General features: G+C 63.6%; 16 protein-coding genes. 10 read left to right on the forward strand and 6 right to left on the reverse strand.

Annotation, left to right across the window (positions count from 1 at the left end; translation table 11 throughout):
• Nucleotides 1-4 precede the first annotated feature (4 nt).
• The 3 genes from HUT07_RS09095 to HUT07_RS09105 are packed head-to-tail and all read right to left on the reverse strand — an operon-like array spanning nt 5 to nt 3,575.
• Complete coding sequence (locus HUT07_RS09095) at nt 5-490, reverse strand: MaoC family dehydratase (protein WP_176020680.1); 486 nt, start codon at nt 488-490, stop codon at nt 5-7.
• The gene (locus tag HUT07_RS09100; RefSeq protein WP_176020681.1) at nt 487-1,365 is read right to left on the reverse strand and encodes an alpha/beta hydrolase; all 879 of its coding nucleotides are present in this window, start codon (nt 1,363-1,365) and stop codon (nt 487-489) included. Before HUT07_RS09100 ends, HUT07_RS09095 begins: the two co-directional genes overlap by 4 nt.
• A gap of 11 nt (nt 1,366-1,376) precedes the next feature.
• Nucleotides 1,377-3,575: a TonB-dependent receptor gene (locus HUT07_RS09105; RefSeq protein WP_254898835.1), complete on the reverse strand. Its 2,199-nt coding sequence runs from the start codon at nt 3,573-3,575 to the stop codon at nt 1,377-1,379.
• A gap of 146 nt (nt 3,576-3,721) precedes the next feature.
• Between HUT07_RS09105 and HUT07_RS09110 the strand changes: the two genes are divergently transcribed.
• Together HUT07_RS09110 and HUT07_RS09115 are read left to right on the forward strand one after the other, a co-directional pair.
• Nucleotides 3,722-5,125: a GntP family permease gene (locus tag HUT07_RS09110; RefSeq protein ID WP_176020682.1), complete on the forward strand. Its 1,404-nt coding sequence runs from the start codon at nt 3,722-3,724 to the stop codon at nt 5,123-5,125.
• An 87-nt stretch (nt 5,126-5,212) separates the two neighbouring features.
• The gene (locus tag HUT07_RS09115; protein ID WP_176020683.1) at nt 5,213-6,217 is read left to right on the forward strand and encodes a PHB depolymerase family esterase; all 1,005 of its coding nucleotides are present in this window, start codon (nt 5,213-5,215) and stop codon (nt 6,215-6,217) included.
• A 116-nt stretch (nt 6,218-6,333) separates the two neighbouring features.
• Here HUT07_RS09115 and HUT07_RS09120 read toward each other — a convergent pair whose 3' ends face one another.
• From HUT07_RS09120 to msuE, 3 genes are read right to left on the reverse strand one after another with little or no spacing between them, the layout of a single operon-like run.
• Nucleotides 6,334-7,374 (reverse strand): methionine synthase, encoded by a 1,041-nt coding sequence (locus HUT07_RS09120; RefSeq protein ID WP_176020684.1) that lies wholly within the window; start codon nt 7,372-7,374, stop codon nt 6,334-6,336.
• Nucleotides 7,375-7,414: 40 nt separating this feature from the next.
• Nucleotides 7,415-8,392 (reverse strand): DUF1852 domain-containing protein, encoded by a 978-nt coding sequence (locus tag HUT07_RS09125; protein WP_176020685.1) that lies wholly within the window; start codon nt 8,390-8,392, stop codon nt 7,415-7,417.
• Nucleotides 8,393-8,449: 57 nt separating this feature from the next.
• Complete coding sequence (msuE, locus tag HUT07_RS09130; RefSeq protein ID WP_176020686.1) at nt 8,450-9,031, reverse strand: FMN reductase; 582 nt, start codon at nt 9,029-9,031, stop codon at nt 8,450-8,452.
• 176 nt (nt 9,032-9,207) lie between these two features.
• Here msuE and HUT07_RS09135 point away from each other — a divergent pair, with 176 nt between their 5' ends.
• The 8 genes from HUT07_RS09135 to HUT07_RS09170 all read left to right on the forward strand — a co-directional run bounded on the left by HUT07_RS09135 (nt 9,208) and on the right by HUT07_RS09170 (nt 17,427).
• Nucleotides 9,208-10,122: a LysR family transcriptional regulator gene (locus HUT07_RS09135; RefSeq protein ID WP_176020687.1), complete on the forward strand. Its 915-nt coding sequence runs from the start codon at nt 9,208-9,210 to the stop codon at nt 10,120-10,122.
• 35 nt (nt 10,123-10,157) lie between these two features.
• Nucleotides 10,158-11,021, forward strand: coding sequence for a methylenetetrahydrofolate reductase (locus HUT07_RS09140; RefSeq protein WP_176022512.1), 864 nt, complete (start codon nt 10,158-10,160; stop codon nt 11,019-11,021).
• 111 nt (nt 11,022-11,132) lie between these two features.
• Nucleotides 11,133-11,525, forward strand: coding sequence for a nuclear transport factor 2 family protein (locus HUT07_RS09145; protein WP_176020688.1), 393 nt, complete (start codon nt 11,133-11,135; stop codon nt 11,523-11,525).
• A 145-nt stretch (nt 11,526-11,670) separates the two neighbouring features.
• On the forward strand, nt 11,671-12,804 hold the full coding sequence (locus tag HUT07_RS09150) for a serine hydrolase domain-containing protein (RefSeq protein WP_254898836.1): 1,134 nt from the start codon (nt 11,671-11,673) through the stop codon (nt 12,802-12,804).
• A gap of 87 nt (nt 12,805-12,891) precedes the next feature.
• The gene (locus tag HUT07_RS09155) at nt 12,892-13,458 is read left to right on the forward strand and encodes a hypothetical protein (protein ID WP_176020690.1); all 567 of its coding nucleotides are present in this window, start codon (nt 12,892-12,894) and stop codon (nt 13,456-13,458) included.
• A gap of 97 nt (nt 13,459-13,555) precedes the next feature.
• Entirely contained in the window at nt 13,556-15,061 is a 1,506-nt protein-coding gene (locus tag HUT07_RS09160; protein WP_176020691.1) for a serine hydrolase domain-containing protein, read from the forward strand.
• 117 nt (nt 15,062-15,178) lie between these two features.
• Nucleotides 15,179-16,507 carry a chloride channel protein gene (locus HUT07_RS09165; RefSeq protein WP_176020692.1) on the forward strand — a complete coding sequence of 443 codons (1,329 nt, stop codon included), beginning with the start codon at nt 15,179-15,181 and terminating at the stop codon, nt 16,505-16,507.
• A 98-nt stretch (nt 16,508-16,605) separates the two neighbouring features.
• Nucleotides 16,606-17,427, forward strand: coding sequence for a trypsin-like serine protease (locus HUT07_RS09170; protein ID WP_176020693.1), 822 nt, complete (start codon nt 16,606-16,608; stop codon nt 17,425-17,427).
• The last annotated feature ends 8 nt before the right edge of the window (nt 17,428-17,435 follow it).

Below are 17,435 nucleotides of genomic sequence, written 5' to 3' on the forward strand. Positions count from 1 at the left end.
GGCGCTAGTCGGCCAGCACGATCAGCGAGAGCTGTTCGGCGACCACGGCCACCTCGCCGGCCGGGACCACTTCCACCGTCTTGTGCTGGGTCAGAAGCCATTGCCCAGGCCTGCGCGGTTCCAGTGACATCAGCTGCGAGCGCACCCGTACCTCGGAGCCGCTGGGCACAGGCGCCAGGAAGCGGACCTTGTTCAACCCGTAGTTGAGCACGTGGGCGATGCCTGGGAAGCCGGCCAGGGCGGCCACGTCGTCTTCGACGGTGAGCGAGAGCAGAAGGAAGCCGTGCGCGATGGTCTGGCCGCCCGGCAAGCCGGTCTGTGCACGGGCCGGATCGGTGTGGATCCAGTTGTGATCGCCCGTGGCGTCGGCGAAGGCATCGATGCGCGACTGCGCGATGCGCGTGCTGCCGCTCAGCCGCTCGCTTGCCGCCCATCGCTGCAGTGCCTGCAACGCGGCAGGCAATTCATCCAGTGAAACGTCGGGGCTCATCGCACCCGCTCCAACAACGCCAGGATCGCATCACGCGCCTGGGGTTCGGACAACATCGGAGCGTGCCCTACCTCCGGAACTTCAACCAGACGGGCGTTGGGCGAGCTGGCAGCCATCTGCTGCGCGACATCGGCAGGCAAGATGTCCGACAAGGCGCCTCGGACCACCAGCACCGGCACTCGCGCGGTCAGACCGCGCACCGCGCGCCATAGCACGGGGCGCAGCAGCCACAGCACCCACGGCCGTGTGGTGCGGATGACAGCCGGGTCGTAGTCCAGCACCATCAGGCCATCACTGCGCTGGCGGAAGGTGCGTATGGCCATCGCGCGCCAGTCGTCGGTGCTGAAGCGCGGGAACGCGGCCTTGCCGATGGATTCCACATAGGTCGTGGCTTCCGTCAGATCCATCGGTGGCACGGCCTTGCCGGCGTACTTGCCGATCCGCGCCAGGGCGTTGCGCGGCACCTTGGGGCCGGCATCGTTCAGAACGGCTGCGGCGATCAGCCCCGGTGCACGCGAGGCCAGGGTAATGGTGACCAGCACACCCAACGAGGTGCCGACGAACACCGCCTTGTCGATGTTCTGTGACCGCAGCAGCGCCACCATGTCATCGGCGTACGTGCGCGGGTTGTAACTGGACGGGTCCGGCGCACGTTCGGAGCCTGCACGCCCACGCAGGTCAACGGCGATCACCCGCCAGCCGACGGCGGTCAGCGATCGCGCAAGGGCATCGAAGTCGGCGCCGTTGCGGGTCAAGCCGGGGACGCAGACCACCGTGCCACGGGGCGGTTGCCCCGCACCCGGCGCATGGTCACGCGCATGCAGGCGCAGGCCATCGTCACTTTTCCAGTACAGATCGTCGTAAGACGGTGTCATGCAGAGGCTTCCTAGAAATCGTAACGGACGCTGAGGCTATATTGGCGCGGCGGCCCATAGAAGCCAATCAGCGTGCCGACCGCCGGAATGTTGTAGCCGGTGGTGCGGTATTCCTTGTCGGCCAAGTTGGTACCCTGCAGCGAGAAAGTCCAAGCGTCATCAAGCTTCCAGATCACGCCGGCATTGACCAGCCCGTAGCCGTCCTGGCGGATCACCGGGCTCAGGTCGGTGGTCGGCCACACTTCACTCTGGTAGCTGTAGCTCACCCGTGCGGACAGGTTGCCGCCGCTGGCCAGGTCGGTGCGGTACTCCACGTTCAACGCGCCCGAGAAGTCCGGTGCGTTGGTGAACTTCATCTGCTTGGCCACGTTGACGCCACGATCCATGTACTCGTCATACTTGGTGTCCAGCCAGGCCAGATTGCCGGAAATCAGCCAGTGCTGGCTGGGCAGGTACTGGTACTCGATTTCCAGGCCGTTGATGGTGCCGGCACCGGCGTTGGTGAAGTCGCCGAAGAAGGAATCGTCGGTGCCATCGCCATTGGTATCGATACCGGTGAACACCGACAGCTGGATGTCCTTGTACTTGTTGTGGAACGCCGACAGGTTCAGGAACAGGCGCTGGTCAAGGAAGGCCATCTTGCTGCCGATCTCGAAACTGTCGACGGTCTCGTCGTCGAATGGTTCGGCCGAGCGCGGCACGGCAACAGCGTTGGCGCGGATGTTGTAGCCGCCGGACTTGAAGCCACGCGTGGCCAAGCCGTAGACCATGATGTCCGGGGTGATCTGATAGTCCAGCGACACCTTGGGCGAGACGTTCTTGAAGTTGGTCTTCTTGTCGAAATCGGCGGCGATGGCGATCGGGCGGCTGAACGTCGCATCAGAGTAGAAACGGTTGAGCACGATCGCGCGCTTGTCCTCGTCGGTGTAGCGCGCGCCGACGTCCAGCTTCAGCTTGCTGCTCAGGTCGAAGGTCCAATCGGCATACAGCGCGGTGCTGTCGGTGAGCACCTTGCCGCGGGTGTCGCCAAACTGCAGGTTGAAGAAGTTGTTGCGGATCTGGCCACCGGCCTCGCCACTGAACTGGTACAGGCCAACCACGCCGCGCACGCGTCCACCGGCATCGTAGTTCAGCTGTACCTCGTTGCTGACCTGATCGTCGTGGTAGATGCCGCCCACATCGGCCAGTTTGACCGGCGTGGTGTCAAAGTCGATGTTGGCCTCGCTGTCCGATTCGCGCTTGGCCACCACGTATTTCAGCGCAACGTCGTCGCTGGGCCGCCAGTTCACCGTGGCCGAGGCGCCCTTGGTTTCCACGCTGTTGAGGTTGCGCATGCCCGAGCGGATGTCGTAGCGATCATCCATCGGCGGGTAGGCGCGCACGAACGGGTTGGGCGCCAGCATCTTCGAGCCGCGCATGCCGGACTGGTCGTCGATCCAGTCCAGGGCGAACTGCACGTCGAAATCATCGCCGGCATACGCGCCGAGGTTGAAGCGTGCGGCATTGATCTGCTTGTCACTCACCGGTTGGTCGGTGAAGGTGTTCTCGCCGAAGCCGTCACGATTCATGCTGGCGACCGCCACGCGCGCGCGCAGGCCGCTGTCGGCGCCGCCGATCGGGCCGCCGATCGCCGCCTTGGCGTCGAGCTGGCTGTAGTTGCCCACTGTGATCTGGGCAAAGCCTTCAGTCTGGGTGGGCAGGCCGCGCGAAATGTACTTGATGGCGCCGCCGATGGTGTTCTTGCCATACAGCGTGCCCTGCGGGCCGCGCAGCACCTCGATGCGCGAGACGTCGAATACATCCAGCAACGCGCCCTGCGGGCGGGCGATGTAGACGTCATCCAGGTAGATGCCCACGCCCGGGTCGGCACCCCAGGTGGGGTCGGACTGGCCAACACCACGGATGTAGGCCGTGACCGTGCTGCTGGCTCCGCGGGCCGCGTAGATCGTCAGGTTGGGCACCTGTCCATCAAGATCGCTGATGTCCTGGACATTCATCTTGTCCAAGGCTTCGGAGGTAAAGGCGGTGACCGCCACCGGCACTTCCTGCAGGGTTTCCTCGCGCTTGCGTGCCGTCACCGTGATGCTGTCCAGGTTGGTGGCCGATGCGGTCCTGCCCGCCGACGACGAACCCTGTGGTGCTTCCTGTGCCAGAACCGGCCCGGTGGCCAACAGCGTGCCGATCATCAGGCTCAAGCAATTCCGTTTCATTCGGTCCTCCCCCAAGGCAGATGGCCCATTGCCACCCATGCTGCCTAGGCTAGCGGCGCCGTCGCGCACCGGCGAGTGGACCTAGGTCCAGTCGGCAGCGGTCGCCAGATCCGGATACTGGGCGCGTCCCCGTCTGGAAGCGCCGTATGTCGTTACTGATCGTACTTGCAGCGCTGGCCTTCCTGATCCTGGTGGCCTACCGCGGTTACAGCGTGATCCTGTTTGCGCCCATCGCCGCGCTGGGCGCCGTGCTGCTGACCGATCCCTCGCTGGTGGCACCGATGTTCACCGGCCTGTTCATGGACAAGATGGTGGGCTTCCTCAAGCTCTACTTCCCGGTGTTCCTGCTGGGCGCGGTGTTCGGCAAGCTGATCGAGCTTTCCGGCTTCTCCCGCTCCATCGTGGGTGCAGCGATCCGGCTGTTCGGCCCGCAGCGGGCGATGCTGTCGATCGTGCTGGTGTCCGGCCTGCTCACCTACGGCGGGGTGTCGCTGTTCGTGGTGGTGTTCGCGGTCTATCCGTTCGCGGCGGAAATGTTCCGTCAGAGCAACATCCCCAAGCGTCTGATTCCGGCCACGCTGGGAGTGGGCGGTTTCAGCTTCACCATGGACGCGTTGCCGGGCACGCCACAGATCCAGAACATCATTCCCACCACGTTCTTCGGTACCGACACCTGGGCCGCGCCCGTGCTGGGCACACTTGGCGGCATTTTCGTGTTGGCGGTTGGCGTGACTTACCTTGAGTGGCGCCGTCGCGTCGCGCTGCGCAACGGCGAAGGCTACGGCGATCCGGCCACCCTGGTGAACGAGCCCACGCCGTTCGCCGGTACCCATCTGGCACATGCGGGCATTGCCGTGCTGCCGCTGGTGCTGGTGTTCGTCTCCAACAAGCTGTTCACCCTGGGCATGCCGCACTGGTACGGCAGCGAGCACAGCTTCATGCCATCGATCATGGGCAGCGCTGCGCCGGTGGTGCAGGACGTGGCGAAGATCACCGCAATCTGGGCCGTGCTCGGTGCGCTGCTGGTCGGCATCCTGTCGGTGCTGGCGCTCGCCTGGCGCCCGGTGGTCACCCAGTTTGCCGAAGGCACCAAGGCGGCGATCGGTGGTGCCGTGCTGGCTGCCATGAACACCGCATCCGAATATGGATTCGGCGCAGTCATCGCCGCGTTGCCGGGTTTCATGGTGGTGGCCAACGCGCTGGGTTCCATCAAGGATCCACTGCTGCATGAAGCAGTCACCGTCACCGGTCTGGCCGGCGTCACCGGCTCTGCGTCCGGCGGGATGAGCATCGCCCTGGCCGCGATGTCCGAGACCTTCATCGCCAACGCGCAGGCCGCCGGCATTCCGATGGAGGTGCTGCATCGTGTCGCCGCCATGGCCTCCGGCGGCATGGACAGCCTGCCGCACAACGGCGCTGTCATCACCCTGCTGATGGTGACCGGGCTGACCCATCGCCAGGCTTACAAGGACATTTTCGCAGTGACCATCATCAAGACCCTCGCGGTGTTCGTGGTGATCGGCATCTATTACGCCACCGGCTGGGTTTGACAGCGGCGTCGCAGCACCCTCTGGAAGGTCGGTCCACGAGGATTTCCGGTACCCCTTCATCCACGACTCACGCATGAGGATCTGGTCATGAAATCTGGAATCGATTCAATCAAGGCGTTGACGCTGCTGCTGTGTACCTGGCTGGGCTCGACCGGCGCTGCATTCGCAGCAGAACCTGCTGGGCATTGGGATGTTGGCCTGTACGGCAATCTGTTCGGCGCCCGCGAGTACCAGGTATGGGTGCCGGCCGGCTACGACGAATCGCAGCCACTGCCGTTGTTGCTGGTACTGCACGGCTGCGTGACCGGGCCGAACCTGATGGGCGAGGCCTCGGGCTTCAACGAGGTGGCCGACACCGAAGGCTTCATCGTGGTCTATCCCCGGCAGAACGTCACCTCCAATCCTGCACGTTGCTGGAACTGGCAGTTGCCCATCAACCAGTCGCGCGACAGCGGCGAGCCCTCGATCCTGGCCGGCATCGTCGACAAGGTGAAAGCGGGCTACAGCATCGATCCGCATCGCGTGTACGTCACCGGCATTTCCGCCGGCGGTGCGATGACCTCGATCATGCTGGCCTGCTATTCGGATGTGTTCGCTGCGGGCGCGATCCATTCCGGCGGCATGTACAAGGGTGCCACCACGATTTCCGGCAGCGCCTACGCACTGTTGGCCGGCAGCATCTACTCGCCGGACAGCAATGGTCGGCTGGCCTGGCAGTGCTCCGGCTCGCCGTCGCCGCGGCCTATCCCTGTGCTGGTGTTCCATGGCACCGCCGACGCCACGGTGAACCCGATCAATGGACAGCAGGCGGTGCGCCAGTTCCTGCAGACCAATGACCTGGCCGACGATGGCCTGGACAACGATTCGGTGAAGTACGTGCCGACCAATACCTTCCACGGCCAGGTACCGGGTGGGCGCGCCTACACGGTTGACACCTATACCTATGGCGGCAGGACCCTGGCCCAGCATTACGTGGTGCAGGGCATGGGGCATGCCTGGAGCGGCAGCCAGTCCGGCTTGCCGTTCACCGATCCCAAGGGGCCGGATGCCACGCTGATTACGTGGCTGTTCCTGAAGGATCAGCAGCGCTGAGTGTAGGGGAGCAGGAGTAGGGGGGGCGGCGCCAGTGCGGGAGTGGTGGGCTCCCGCACTGGCGCGCGGCCTTTGCCTCGGGGGGCGAGCGTGTTCGATAGCATGCGCCCTCCCGCTCAGCTCTGAGCCAGAAGCTCCTCGCGGATGAGCTGTGCACCTGCACTGAGAGCACGCAGCTTGCCCCGTGCCACCTCACGCGCCAGCGGTGCCATGCCGCAGTTGGTGCTGGGATAGAGCTTGTCGGCATCCACGAACTGCAGGGCCTTGCGCAGGGTGTTGGCCACGTCTTCCGGTGTCTCCACCGTGCTTGACGCCACGTCGATGGCGCCGACCATCACCTTCTTGCCACGCACCAGCTCGATCAGATCAATCGGGACGTGCGAGTTGTGGCACTCCAGCGAGATGATGTCGATGCTGGACGTCTGCAGCTTCGGAAAAGATTCTTCATACTGGCGCCATTCCGAACCCAGCGTCTGTTTCCAGTCGGTGTTGGCCTTGATGCCGTAGCCATAGCAGATGTGTACTGCGGTTTCGCACTTGAGCCCTTCGACCGCGCGCTCAAGCGCCGCCACACCCCAATCGTTCACTTCGTCGAAGAACACATTGAAGGCAGGCTCATCGAACTGGATGATGTCGACGCCGGCGGCCTCCAGTTCCTTCGCTTCTTCGTTGAGGATCTTCGCGAACTCCCAGGCCAGCTTCTCGCGGCTCTTGTAATGCGCGTCGTACAGCGTATCGATCATGGTCATCGGACCGGGCAGTGCCCATTTGATCGGCTGCGCGGTCTGGCGGCGCAGGAACTTCGCATCCTCGACGAATACCGGTCTGGGACGGCTGACAGCGCTCACCACGGTCGGCACGCTGGCGTCGTAGCGGTTGCGGATGCGCACGGTTTCACGCTTTTCGAAATCGACGCCGCTGAGGTGTTCGATGAAGGTGGTGACGAAATGCTGCCGCGTCTGTTCACCGTCACTGACGATGTCGATGCCGGCATGCTGTTGTTCCTGCAGGGACAACAGCAGGGCGTCCTGTTTGCCTTCAATCAGGCCGTCGTCCTGCAACTTCCAGGGTGACCAGAGCTTCTCGGGCTCTGCCAGCCAGGAGGGCTTGGGCAGGCTGCCAGCAGTGGAGGTGGGGAGCAGTTTCTTCGTCGACATTTCGTCTTGTATCCTGGCGGGCGAATGGGAAATCGATGGATCAGCGGGCGGCCCACTGCTCAAGCACGGCGCGGTGCGGCTTGATGAAGTGCTCTTCAGTGAACTTTCCCTGCTTGACCGCGAGCTGGCTGCGCTCCTCGCGGTCGTAGACGATGCGGGTAGACGAGTAGTCCTGATGCTTCAGGCTGGGCTGGTAGACCTTGCCGGCCACGGAATTGGCGTTGTAGATCTCGGGGCGGTAGATCTTCTGGAACGCCTCCATCGTGCTGATGGTGCCAATCAGTTCCAGGTTCGAGTAATCGCCCAGCAGGTCGCCCTGGAAGTAGATCGCCAGCGGTGCGACGCTGCCCGGCGGCATGAAATAGCGCACCTTGAGCCCCATCTTGTCGAAGTACTGGTCGGTGGGGGAGAACTCGCCTTGCCGGTACTCCACGCCCAGGATGGGATGTTGGTTCTCGGTGCGGTGGTAGGTCTTGCTGCTGGAAACGCTGATGCAGATGACCGGGGCCTTGCTGAAGTTCGCACGGTAGGCTTCCGACTCCAGGAAGTGCTGGAACAGCTTGCCGTGCAGATCGCCAAAGTCCTCGGGGATGGCGAAGGTGGCCTTGCCCTCGTTGCTGGCGGGCAGCACCACGCTGAAATCGTAATCGCGGACATAGGAAGAGAAATTGTTGCCGACAATGCCCTCGGTGCGCGCACCGGTGAGGGTGTCGACGATGGTCGGCCGCAGCACCTCGATCAACGGGAACGTATCGTTGCCGTCGCTGCCATCGATGTGCATCTCCACAGAGATGATGTCCAGCTCGACGACGTAGCGGTCCGCGTTCGGGTTGTCCCAGTGCGCGAGGTCGTTGAAGCGGTTGTTGATCATGCCGAGCGTGTTGCGCAGGTTTTCCTGGCGCGATTCGCCGCGGGCCAGGTTGGCGAAGTTGGTGGTGATGCGCGTGCCATCAGCAGGCTGGTAGTCCTCGTTGAAAGGAATACGGGTGATGCTGAAGGTGAAGTTGCTGGTCGTCATGGGCGGCGTTCCGGGTTGCGGGGTGACATCCGAATGCAGATCGATGGCATTCGGCGTTCAGAGAGCGGCGGCGGCCACAAGGGGGGCGGGGGCTGCACGATGGGAGAGGGCAAGCAGCGGCATGGCCCGCTGTACCGCCAGGCGCGCCCGCTGGATCAGCGCTTCGTCGTGTACACGGCCGTCGGCGAAATCACGGTCGGTCGCGTAAACGCCCAAGGGCAGGGTGCGGGCCTGGAAGAAGCTGAAGAGCGGTCGCAGCTGGTGGTCGATCACCAGCGCGTGGCGCTCGCTGCCGCCGGTGGCGGCCAGCAGAATGGGGGTGTCGACCAGCGCGTCCTGGTCGATGAAATCGAAGAAGTGCTTGAACAGGCCGGTGTACGAACCGCGGTAGACCGGCGTGGCCACCACCAGCACATCGGCCTGCTCGACAGCGGTCAGCTGCCGCTCCACGGTCTGGGGCAACTGGGAGCGCCGGAGCGCACCGGCCAACTGCGGCGCCAGCTCACCCAGTTCAATCAGGTGCTGATCGCAGGGCACGCCTTCGCCGATCAGGTCCAGCAGGTGCTCAGCCAGGGTCGCAGCCCTTGAGGGGCGCTGCAGCCCGCCGGAAACGGCGACGATACGGAGGGGGCGGGTCATCTCTTCGCTTTCGGCAGGGGAGGGGCTCCTTCGGGATGATCTGCAGGGGCGCAGTGCTGCTGGCCGGCGAGATGACCGGGCTGGCAGGCAACCGAAGGCATGAGTCGATGCTAGTCAGCCCATCCCATGACGTAAAATGGTATTACTTCACCAATCCATGAGTGAGATTCATCGTCATGTTGGAGCGGATCCATCTCAGCATCGTGCAGCAGGTCGAGCAGCAAGGCTCGCTGACCGCTGCGGCAGGCGTACTCAACCTGACCCAGTCGGCCCTGAGCCACAGCATGAAGAAGCTGGAGTTGCAGCTCGGCACCGATGTCTGGCTGCGCGAAGGCCGCAGCCTGCGCCTGACCCAGGCGGGCCAGTACCTGCTGGCGGTGGCCAACCGGGTACTGCCGCAGCTGGACCTGGCCGAGGAACGGCTGGGCCAGTTCGCGCAGGGCGAGCGCGGCGCGCTGCGCATCGGCATGGAATGCCACCCCTGTTACCAGTGGCTGCTGAAGATCGTCTCGCCCTATCTGGCCGCCTGGCCCGACGTCGATGTGGACGTCAAGCAGAAGTTCCAGTTCGGCGGAATTGGCGCCCTGTTCGGCTACGAGATCGACCTGCTGGTTACGCCCGACCCACTGCTGAAGCCGGGCCTGAAGTTCGTTCCCGTCTTCGACTACGAGCAGGTGCTGGTCGTGGCCAAAGGCCACGCCCTGGCAAGGGCGGACTACGTGAAGCCGCGCCAGCTCTCCCAGGAAATCCTGATCAGCTATCCGGTGCCGTTCGAGCGGCTGGACATCTACAACCAGTTCCTGCTGCCGGCCGGCATCACGCCCCGGCGCCACAAGGCCATCGAAACCACCGACATCATGATGCAGATGGTGGCGAGCGGACGCGGCGTGGCCGCCATGCCGCGCTGGCTGGTGGAGGAATATGCCGAGCGGATGGACGTGGTGCCGGTGCGCCTGGGTGCGAAAGGCATTCCCAAGCAGATCTATCTGGGTGCGCGCGAGGCGGATACCGGAATCGATTACCTGCAGGCGTTTGTCGAGTTGGCACGGCACAGCTCCACCAGTGCCGGCAACCTGCGCGGAGCCGGTTGATGTCCGGTGGTAGCGGCCGCGTGGTCCCGTCGTTGATGGTCCCTGCTGACCGCGCGCAGCGGGCGCAGGCCTTCATCAGCGCCTTTTCGTTGGAGGTCAGCGCCAAGGCCATGTCTGCACTGCGCGCCGAGGCGTCCCGCGTGGCACCGGGGACGACGATCTCCATTCCCTACCTGCCAAGCGAGGACGACACGGCGCGACTGGCAGCAGTACGAACGGCGCGGGAGCTGGGTTTCGAGCCGATGCCGCACCTTTCCGCACGCCGCATCGGCTCGCGGGAGGCGCTTGAGCGCTTCATCGACCGGGCTGTCATCGACGCCGGCGTCGAACGCTGTCTACTGATCGCGGGGGATCTTTCCACGCCTGCCGGGCCGTTTGCCGACAGTACATCGATCATCGAGAGCGGCGTTCTCCAGCGCGCCGGGATCAAGGTCGTGGGTGTGGGCGGGCATCCGCAGGGCCATCCGGTGATGGCTGGCGCCGATCGGTGGCGCGTACTTGAACGCAAGTGCCAGCGCATAGAAGAGCAAGGCATGGCGCCGCTGATCATCACCCAGTTCGCGTTCGATGCCGATATCGTTCTGACCTGGTTGAATGAGCTGCGCGTTCGTGGCATTCCCCATCCAGTGCTGGTCGGTATTCCCGGCCCCGCCAGCATTGCGCGGCTTGTGCGCTATGCAGCGATGTGCGGCGTGGCTGCAAGCACCTCCATGCTGTCCCGCTACGGCATCTCGATCGGCCGCCTGCTGGGAACGGCCGGGCCGGATGTGTTCGTGAATCGCCTGGTTGACGGGTTGACCGAAGCCCATGGGCTGGTCAGCCCGCATGTGTTTGCCTTTGGCGGTATCGCCCAATGGATGGATTGGGCGGAGCACTACTGCAGGGGCGTAGAGACCTGATCTTCCACTGCGCCGTCCGCGTTCAGGCCAAGGCGCTCCTTGCCCTGGCGGCGGGGGAGCATGGGAGTGATGATGGACTATCACTGACGCAACACTCGCTACGGAGCCTGCATGGACACTGAAGTACGGCAACTCGAAGAGACACTGCGTGTCGCGATGCTCAGCAGCGATGTGGCGACGCTGGACGCTCTGATTGCAGATGCCCTGATCTTTGTGGGCCCTTCGGGCGAGGTGTTCGGCAAGCAGGATGACCTGGCGCTGCATCGTTCAGGGCGGCAGAAACTGAGCATGGCCGAGTGGCGTTCGGTGGACATCGTCATGCATGATCAAACGGCGGTTGCCCTCACCACTGCAGATCTGGCCGGGACGTTCGACGGCGCAGCCTTTTCCGGGCGCTTCAGGTACTGCCGCTTCTGGGGGAAGAAAGGCGGAGTCTGGCAGGTACTGGGCGGCTCCGTTCTCGCACTGCCTGCGGCGAAGGAGGCAATCGCCCAGCTCCCGTAAATGCCCTGTCGCAGGGAACAGGCACAGGCGAAGGTCTCTGCCATCGGCTATCGTAAGGTCCCGTTGCCCACCCCCTTTCAAGCACATCCGCATGCAAGCGATTTCGACGAACGTTCGGTACCGCCGATGGCTCAGGGGCGCTGTAGTGTCTGCCGCGCTGATCGCCGCAGGCTGCGTCAGCGAGAAGGTCGCAACAAAGGATCTGGGGGCCGACATCGATGAGGTCGCCGCGACGCTTATCCAGCAGCCGTTGCTGCATTCGGCCTCCATCGGCGTCGTGTACCGGGGCAAGGAGTTCATCCGTCATCGCGGCGACATGGAAAGCGGCAAGCCAGGCCTGCCGACCGATGCCACGCTCTACGAGATCGGGTCGCTGAGCAAGACCCTGGCCGGCACCCTGATGGCCAATGCCGTCCTGGAACACAAGGTGAGTCTGGACGACGATGTTCGACAGTATCTGCAGGGGAACTATCCGAACCTGCAGTACCAGGGAGAGCCCATCCGCATCCGCCACCTGCTGTCGCACACCAGTGGCCTGCCGAACATGTTGCCCGAGCGCGCGAACACGGTGCTGGCGGACTTCACCGATCATCGTACGCCCGGCGAACTCAACGCCATCTACGCGCACTATGGCAAGGCTGATTTCTTGAAGGATCTGCACGCCGTCGAGATGGGTCAGGCGCCCGGCAAGGACTACGCCTACTCCAGTGCCGGAACGGAACTGGTGGCCCATATCCTGGAAACCGTCTACACCAGCGACTACGAGTCATTGCTGCGCCGGTTCTTTGGCGATTCCGCGGCGATGACGGGGCCGAGAATCAGGCTCAGCGATGCCGAAGTTCCCCTGCTTGCGGTCGGCTATCACAGCGACAACCCGGCACCGACCACGCCGATGCCTCAGCTACCGTGGGGCGCATCCGGGAACGTGAAGGCGACCGTCCCGGAGATGGTGAAGTACCTCAGGTTCCAGCTGGCCAATGGGCCCGTGATAAAGGAATCGCACCGGCCCTTGGTCAAGTTCGATTCCGAGTTCAGCATCGGCTACTTCTGGAACATCGTCGCCGGTGATCGGTTGAAGGGCGTCTACTACGCCCATCACGGTGGCGTGCCGCGTTCGCAGTGCTACATCTACATCGTGCCCAAGTATGATCTTGGCATCTTCGTCATCACCAACCAGAGTGGCGACCAGACGGCACGCGCCATGGAGACGGCAATCGATACGCTGGTCGAGAAGATCGCCGCGCGGGAGGCTATCGCTGGTGCTGAAGCTTCCCGATAGAAACTGTAGGTTCCATCTGTCCGGTGTAGTGCCGAACGATCGTTGCACATACGCAGGCAGGAGCACTTCGCGTTGATCACCCGTACGTTGAACCAGGTTCTGTTGCTGGCAGGCCTGGGGCTTGCCCTGGCGCCCACTGCGCCGGCAGCAGAATCGATCCGCAAGACGGTTCCCACGCAGGGGGACATCGATCAAGCGTTGGCGCTCGTGTCCTGCAAGGCGGATCGCAGCGCATTCCGGACCCCGGTCTATCAACTGCGAGACATCGCAGCCAACGCAAAGCCGTCGGCTGGCTGGCAGCCAATCCCCAGCAAGGGTGGGGAATACAGCAACGAACTGGGTGACATGCCCGGTGTTGTGGCGGAAATGCAGCTTCCAGCACCGGTTCTCCTTTTTGGCTATCCGTCCACGCGATTGATCCTGTCGCGCAGTTCCGTGCTGGCTGTCTTCGATGAGGCCACTATTGCGGACCTCAGCAAGACCCTGTCCCTGGACGCAGCAGGGTCACATGGCGCGCCCGCAGCAATGCGGGTGGTGCAATCGGCACCGGAAACCCAGGGCGATGGCATCGACGTGACGGCACTGGTCGCCCAGCGGATCGATGCCGATCCGACGCCGATCACCGTAGCCGGGTGCCTGTACTTCACTCGATGAAAGACCGGCACCTATAGGCCATCAGTCATGGCTCCCAGGTACAGTCTGCGACTGCTCGCCACAGCTACACTGCGCCTTTCCTGAGTGAGGCCTGTAGATGCCCAGCGCCACCCTGCTGTTCGCGCAACAAGGAAGACGCTTTCTGTTGCGGACTGTGCTGGCAGCAACAAGCGGCATGGCGATAGTGATCGGCATTTCGGGACAGGCGAGGGCAGAGGCCACCCCCGCCCAGCTGGAACAGTTGGTGGACAGCTATGCAGCGAATCGCGACTTCAATGGCGTAGTGCTTGTCGCTCAGCACGGACGCGTCCTGTATCGCGGCGCCTACGGGCTGGCCAACCGCGAATGGCAGGTGCCGAATGTGGGCGAGGGTGTTTTTCGCATTGGCTCGCTGACCAAGCCGGTCACCGCGATCCTTGTCATGCAGTTGGTGCAGGAAAACAGGCTTCGGCTGGACGGAACGCTGGGCGAGTACCTGCCGGCACTCTATGCAGGTACGCCCGCCGCCGCGGTCACCGTGGCGCGACTGCTGAACCACACCTCCGGCGTTGCCGATCTGCCTCGCAGTTACGATGACCCGTGGTGGCAGACACAGGCGCGCCTCTCGCTGGAACCCGTTGACTTCGCGAAGGCGTGGATCCCCGGCAATCTGCAGAGCGCTCCGGGAACAGAGTGGCGCTACAACAACAACGGTTACTTCCTGCTGGGCCTGATCATCGAGAAGGTGACGGGCGCCAGCTACGAAGCCAACCTTCGAAGCCGGGTTCTGGACAAGGCAGGCATGAAGGACAGCGGGCTGTATCACGCAAACGAACTCATTCCACGTTTGGCGACAGGCTATCAAACCCGCCCCGACCTCAGTCTGGCTCGCCCCATTCCGATCGACCCGAGTGTCTCGTTCTCGGCGGCCGGCCTGTATTCCACCGTCGACGATCTGCTTCGCCTGGACCAGGCCCTGCAGAGCGATTCGCTGCTGACCGAGTCGTCGCGGCGGGCGATGTGGACCAACCATCGCTCGGGCTACGGGTACGGCTGGGAAGTGGAGAGCTGGCCCTTGCCGGCCGGAGGCACGTACAAGGTGGAGTCGCATACGGGCAGCGTTCCCGGCTATCAGAGCTACTGGCTTCGCGCCGAGCAGGACCAGTCGGTGGTGATCATCCTGGACAACTACTGGCAGGGCGAGACAGTGGTGACCTTGGGCAAGGATCTGATGGCAGTCCTGCACGGCAAACCGATTGCACTCGCCAGAAAGAACCTGGGCGACCTGCTGGTACCGCTGGCCCTGTCACAGGGCGTGGTCGGCATGACCCGAGCCTATGACGGGCTGGGCGCGACCGCCGGGAATTACGATACATCCGAGAAGGCGCTGAACTCGCTGGGCTATCGCCTGTTGAGAATGAAGCGCCTGCCGGAGGCCGTGACGGTTTTCCAATGGAATGCCAGCGCGCATCCGGAATCGGCCAATGTCTACGACAGTCTTGGCGAGGCCTATCTGGCGAATGGACAGCGCGATCAAGCGATAGGCAGTTACCGGAAAGCCGCCACGATTGCGCCGGAGGACATGCGCTTGCGCGGGGTTCTGAAGGAACTGGAAGGGAGATGAGTTCATTGGAAGTTGCTGTAGCAGCCTCACAGCAGACTCCCATTTCACCAGATACAGAAGGGCAAACCGCCACACTCACCACTTCCATGGGGCTACCCGCGCTCACAGAATTGCCCGATGTTCGATCTTCAACAACTCCGCGCACGCCTGTCAGCGATGGTGCTGGCCGAAGGATGGCGTCGTCGCGCGGCATTGTGGAGCGGCGCGGTGGCAGTGGCGCTGGTGGCCATCGTGTTCGCCAAGGCCAGCGATGCGGCGTTCCACGTGTTCCAGCGGGTTATTGCACATTCCCCTTGGTGGGCATTGCTGCTTACCCCGGGCATCTTCGCGCTGCTGGCGTGGCTGACCGCAGGAGCGCTCAAGCCCACACGCGGCAGCGGCATCCCGCAGGTCATCGCATCGCTGGAACAGCCGGACCCGGAGTTCCGACAGGTCAACCTCTCGCCTGCGGTTTCGGCGGGCAAACTGCTGCTGACCTCGCTGTCCCTGCTTGGCGGCGCATCGGTTGGCCGCGAAGGCCCCACCGTACACGTGGGTGCCAGCCTGATGTACCTGTTCGGGCGCTGGTTCGGGTTCAAAGACCCGCGCGAGCTGTCGCACTTCCTGCTGGCAGGTGGAGCGGCCGGCATCGCGGCCGCTTTCAATACACCACTGGCGGGCATCGTGTTCGCCATTGAGGAGCTGAGCGGTCGGTTCGAGCACCGCTTCTCCGGCACCTTGCTCACGGCGGTAATAGTGGTCGGCGTGGTGTCGCTGGGCCTGCTGGGCAACTACACCTATTTCGGGCACGTCTCGGCGCTGCTGCCGCTGGGGCAGGCATGGGGCGCCATCGTGTTGTGTGGCGTGGTCGCCGGTCTGCTGGGCGGACTGTTCGCGCGTGTCGTGCTGCTGACCATGTCCGGCCATCCGCGCTGGCTGGGCACGATCAAGCGGGACCATCCCGTGCTGCTTGCCGCCGCCTGTGGGTTGATCGTGGTGGTGCTGGCATTGATCTTCGGCGACGGTGCGTTCGGCACGGGCTACGAGCAGGCGCGCAGTCTGGTGCAGGGCCAGGCAATCGTCGGTCACGAATTCGGCCTGATGAAGCTGCTCGCCAACCTGGCGTCGTACGTCGCGGGCATCCCGGGTGGCCTGTTCTCACCGGCATTGGCCGTAGGGGCAGGGCTGGGACACAACCTTGCGGTACTGATGCCGGCGGTGGACCCCAAAGCCTTCGTGCTGCTGGGCATGTGCGCCTACCTGACAGGCGTAACCCAGGCACCGTTGACCTCGGCCGTGATCTCGCTGGAGCTGACCGACAGCGGCGACCTGCTGTTGCCGATCCTGGCCACTGTGCTGATCGCTCGGGGTATGTCCGGCATGGTCTGCCGGGTGCCGATCTATCGCGGTCTGGCCGAACAGCTGCTGGCTGGCAGTTCCGGTGCTGGCCAGCGCCGAGACCATTGAGCAAGCGCTTCAGTGTGCAAGGTGCTTGGCCGCATGCTCTCCCGCTCGGGGCCAGTTCGGCTAGGCTGCAGTGATTGACCGCACGGATGAAGGCTTCGATGAACCGTTGGCTCTTTCTGGCACTTTCCGTATTTCCGTTCGCAGCCGGGGCCGTCGTCATCCGCGATGACGTTGAGGATGCCAGCTATCGAATCGATGGATCCGCTTTCCCGGCACTGGCGGACATGCCCGGCGAGGGGCACGGCGTACTCATCGCCCCACGCTGGGTGGTGACCGCAGCGCATGCCGCACCGATGGAGGGGATGGGCGCAAGGATCACCATCAATGGAAATGCGTACGACGTTGAACGTGTCGTCCTGCATCCCGGTTACCGGAGGATGCCCGCGGCATTGGGCCAAGAGGCCTTGGCGACGGGGAATCCCTCCCGGATCCATGCCTTTCTGGCGACGTCGGATGACATCGCGCTGATCAGGCTTGCAACGCCAGTGAACGATGTCGGGCCGGTGCCGCTCTATCGGGGTGCAGCGGAGGTCACGCAGATTGCTGCGTTGATAGGCAAGGGCGCTACTGGCAATGGTGCGGTTGGTCAGTTGCCGGATGCGCCGCACCGCACGTCCCTGCGTCGGGCCTACAACGCAATTACCGGGGGCAACGAACGTTATCTCTGGTATCGGTTCGATCCGCCGCCGCAGGGGCTGCCTCTTGAAGGGGTGCTGGGCAACGGTGACAGTGGTGGTCCGCTTGTGGTCAACGACCATGGAACCTGGCAGCTGGTGGGCCTCGGCTCCTGGATCACTGCTGTTCCTGAACATGCGCTTGAAGCAGGATTCTACGGCCAGGTTGTCCATAACGTCCGTGTATCCCGTTACATCGATTGGATCGAGAACGTAGTGCGTACGAACGGTGATGCGGCACGCTGACTCTCCGT

It is taken from the genome of Stenotrophomonas sp. NA06056 (assembly GCF_013364355.1).
Taxonomy (GTDB): Bacteria; Pseudomonadota; Gammaproteobacteria; order Xanthomonadales; family Xanthomonadaceae; genus Stenotrophomonas.

What these genes read in the sequence shown, in the direction of transcription:
- HUT07_RS09145 (WP_176020688.1), top strand. Translation starts at nt 11,133, where the DNA reads ATGGACACTGAAGTACGGCAACTCGAAGAGACACTGCGTGTCGCGATG.
- HUT07_RS09170 (WP_176020693.1), top strand. Translation starts at nt 16,606, where the DNA reads ATGAACCGTTGGCTCTTTCTGGCACTTTCCGTATTTCCGTTCGCAGCC.
- HUT07_RS09165 (WP_176020692.1), top strand. Translation starts at nt 15,179, where the DNA reads ATGTTCGATCTTCAACAACTCCGCGCACGCCTGTCAGCGATGGTGCTG.
- HUT07_RS09095 (WP_176020680.1), bottom strand. Translation starts at nt 490, where the DNA reads ATGAGCCCCGACGTTTCACTGGATGAATTGCCTGCCGCGTTGCAGGCA.
- msuE (WP_176020686.1), bottom strand. Translation starts at nt 9,031, where the DNA reads ATGACCCGCCCCCTCCGTATCGTCGCCGTTTCCGGCGGGCTGCAGCGC.
- HUT07_RS09135 (WP_176020687.1), top strand. Translation starts at nt 9,208, where the DNA reads ATGTTGGAGCGGATCCATCTCAGCATCGTGCAGCAGGTCGAGCAGCAA.
- HUT07_RS09105 (WP_254898835.1), bottom strand. Translation starts at nt 3,575, where the DNA reads ATGAAACGGAATTGCTTGAGCCTGATGATCGGCACGCTGTTGGCCACC.
- HUT07_RS09160 (WP_176020691.1), top strand. Translation starts at nt 13,556, where the DNA reads ATGCCCAGCGCCACCCTGCTGTTCGCGCAACAAGGAAGACGCTTTCTG.
- HUT07_RS09110 (WP_176020682.1), top strand. Translation starts at nt 3,722, where the DNA reads ATGTCGTTACTGATCGTACTTGCAGCGCTGGCCTTCCTGATCCTGGTG.
- HUT07_RS09140 (WP_176022512.1), top strand. Translation starts at nt 10,158, where the DNA reads ATGGTCCCTGCTGACCGCGCGCAGCGGGCGCAGGCCTTCATCAGCGCC.
- HUT07_RS09115 (WP_176020683.1), top strand. Translation starts at nt 5,213, where the DNA reads ATGAAATCTGGAATCGATTCAATCAAGGCGTTGACGCTGCTGCTGTGT.
- HUT07_RS09125 (WP_176020685.1), bottom strand. Translation starts at nt 8,392, where the DNA reads ATGACGACCAGCAACTTCACCTTCAGCATCACCCGTATTCCTTTCAAC.
- HUT07_RS09100 (WP_176020681.1), bottom strand. Translation starts at nt 1,365, where the DNA reads ATGACACCGTCTTACGACGATCTGTACTGGAAAAGTGACGATGGCCTG.
- HUT07_RS09120 (WP_176020684.1), bottom strand. Translation starts at nt 7,374, where the DNA reads ATGTCGACGAAGAAACTGCTCCCCACCTCCACTGCTGGCAGCCTGCCC.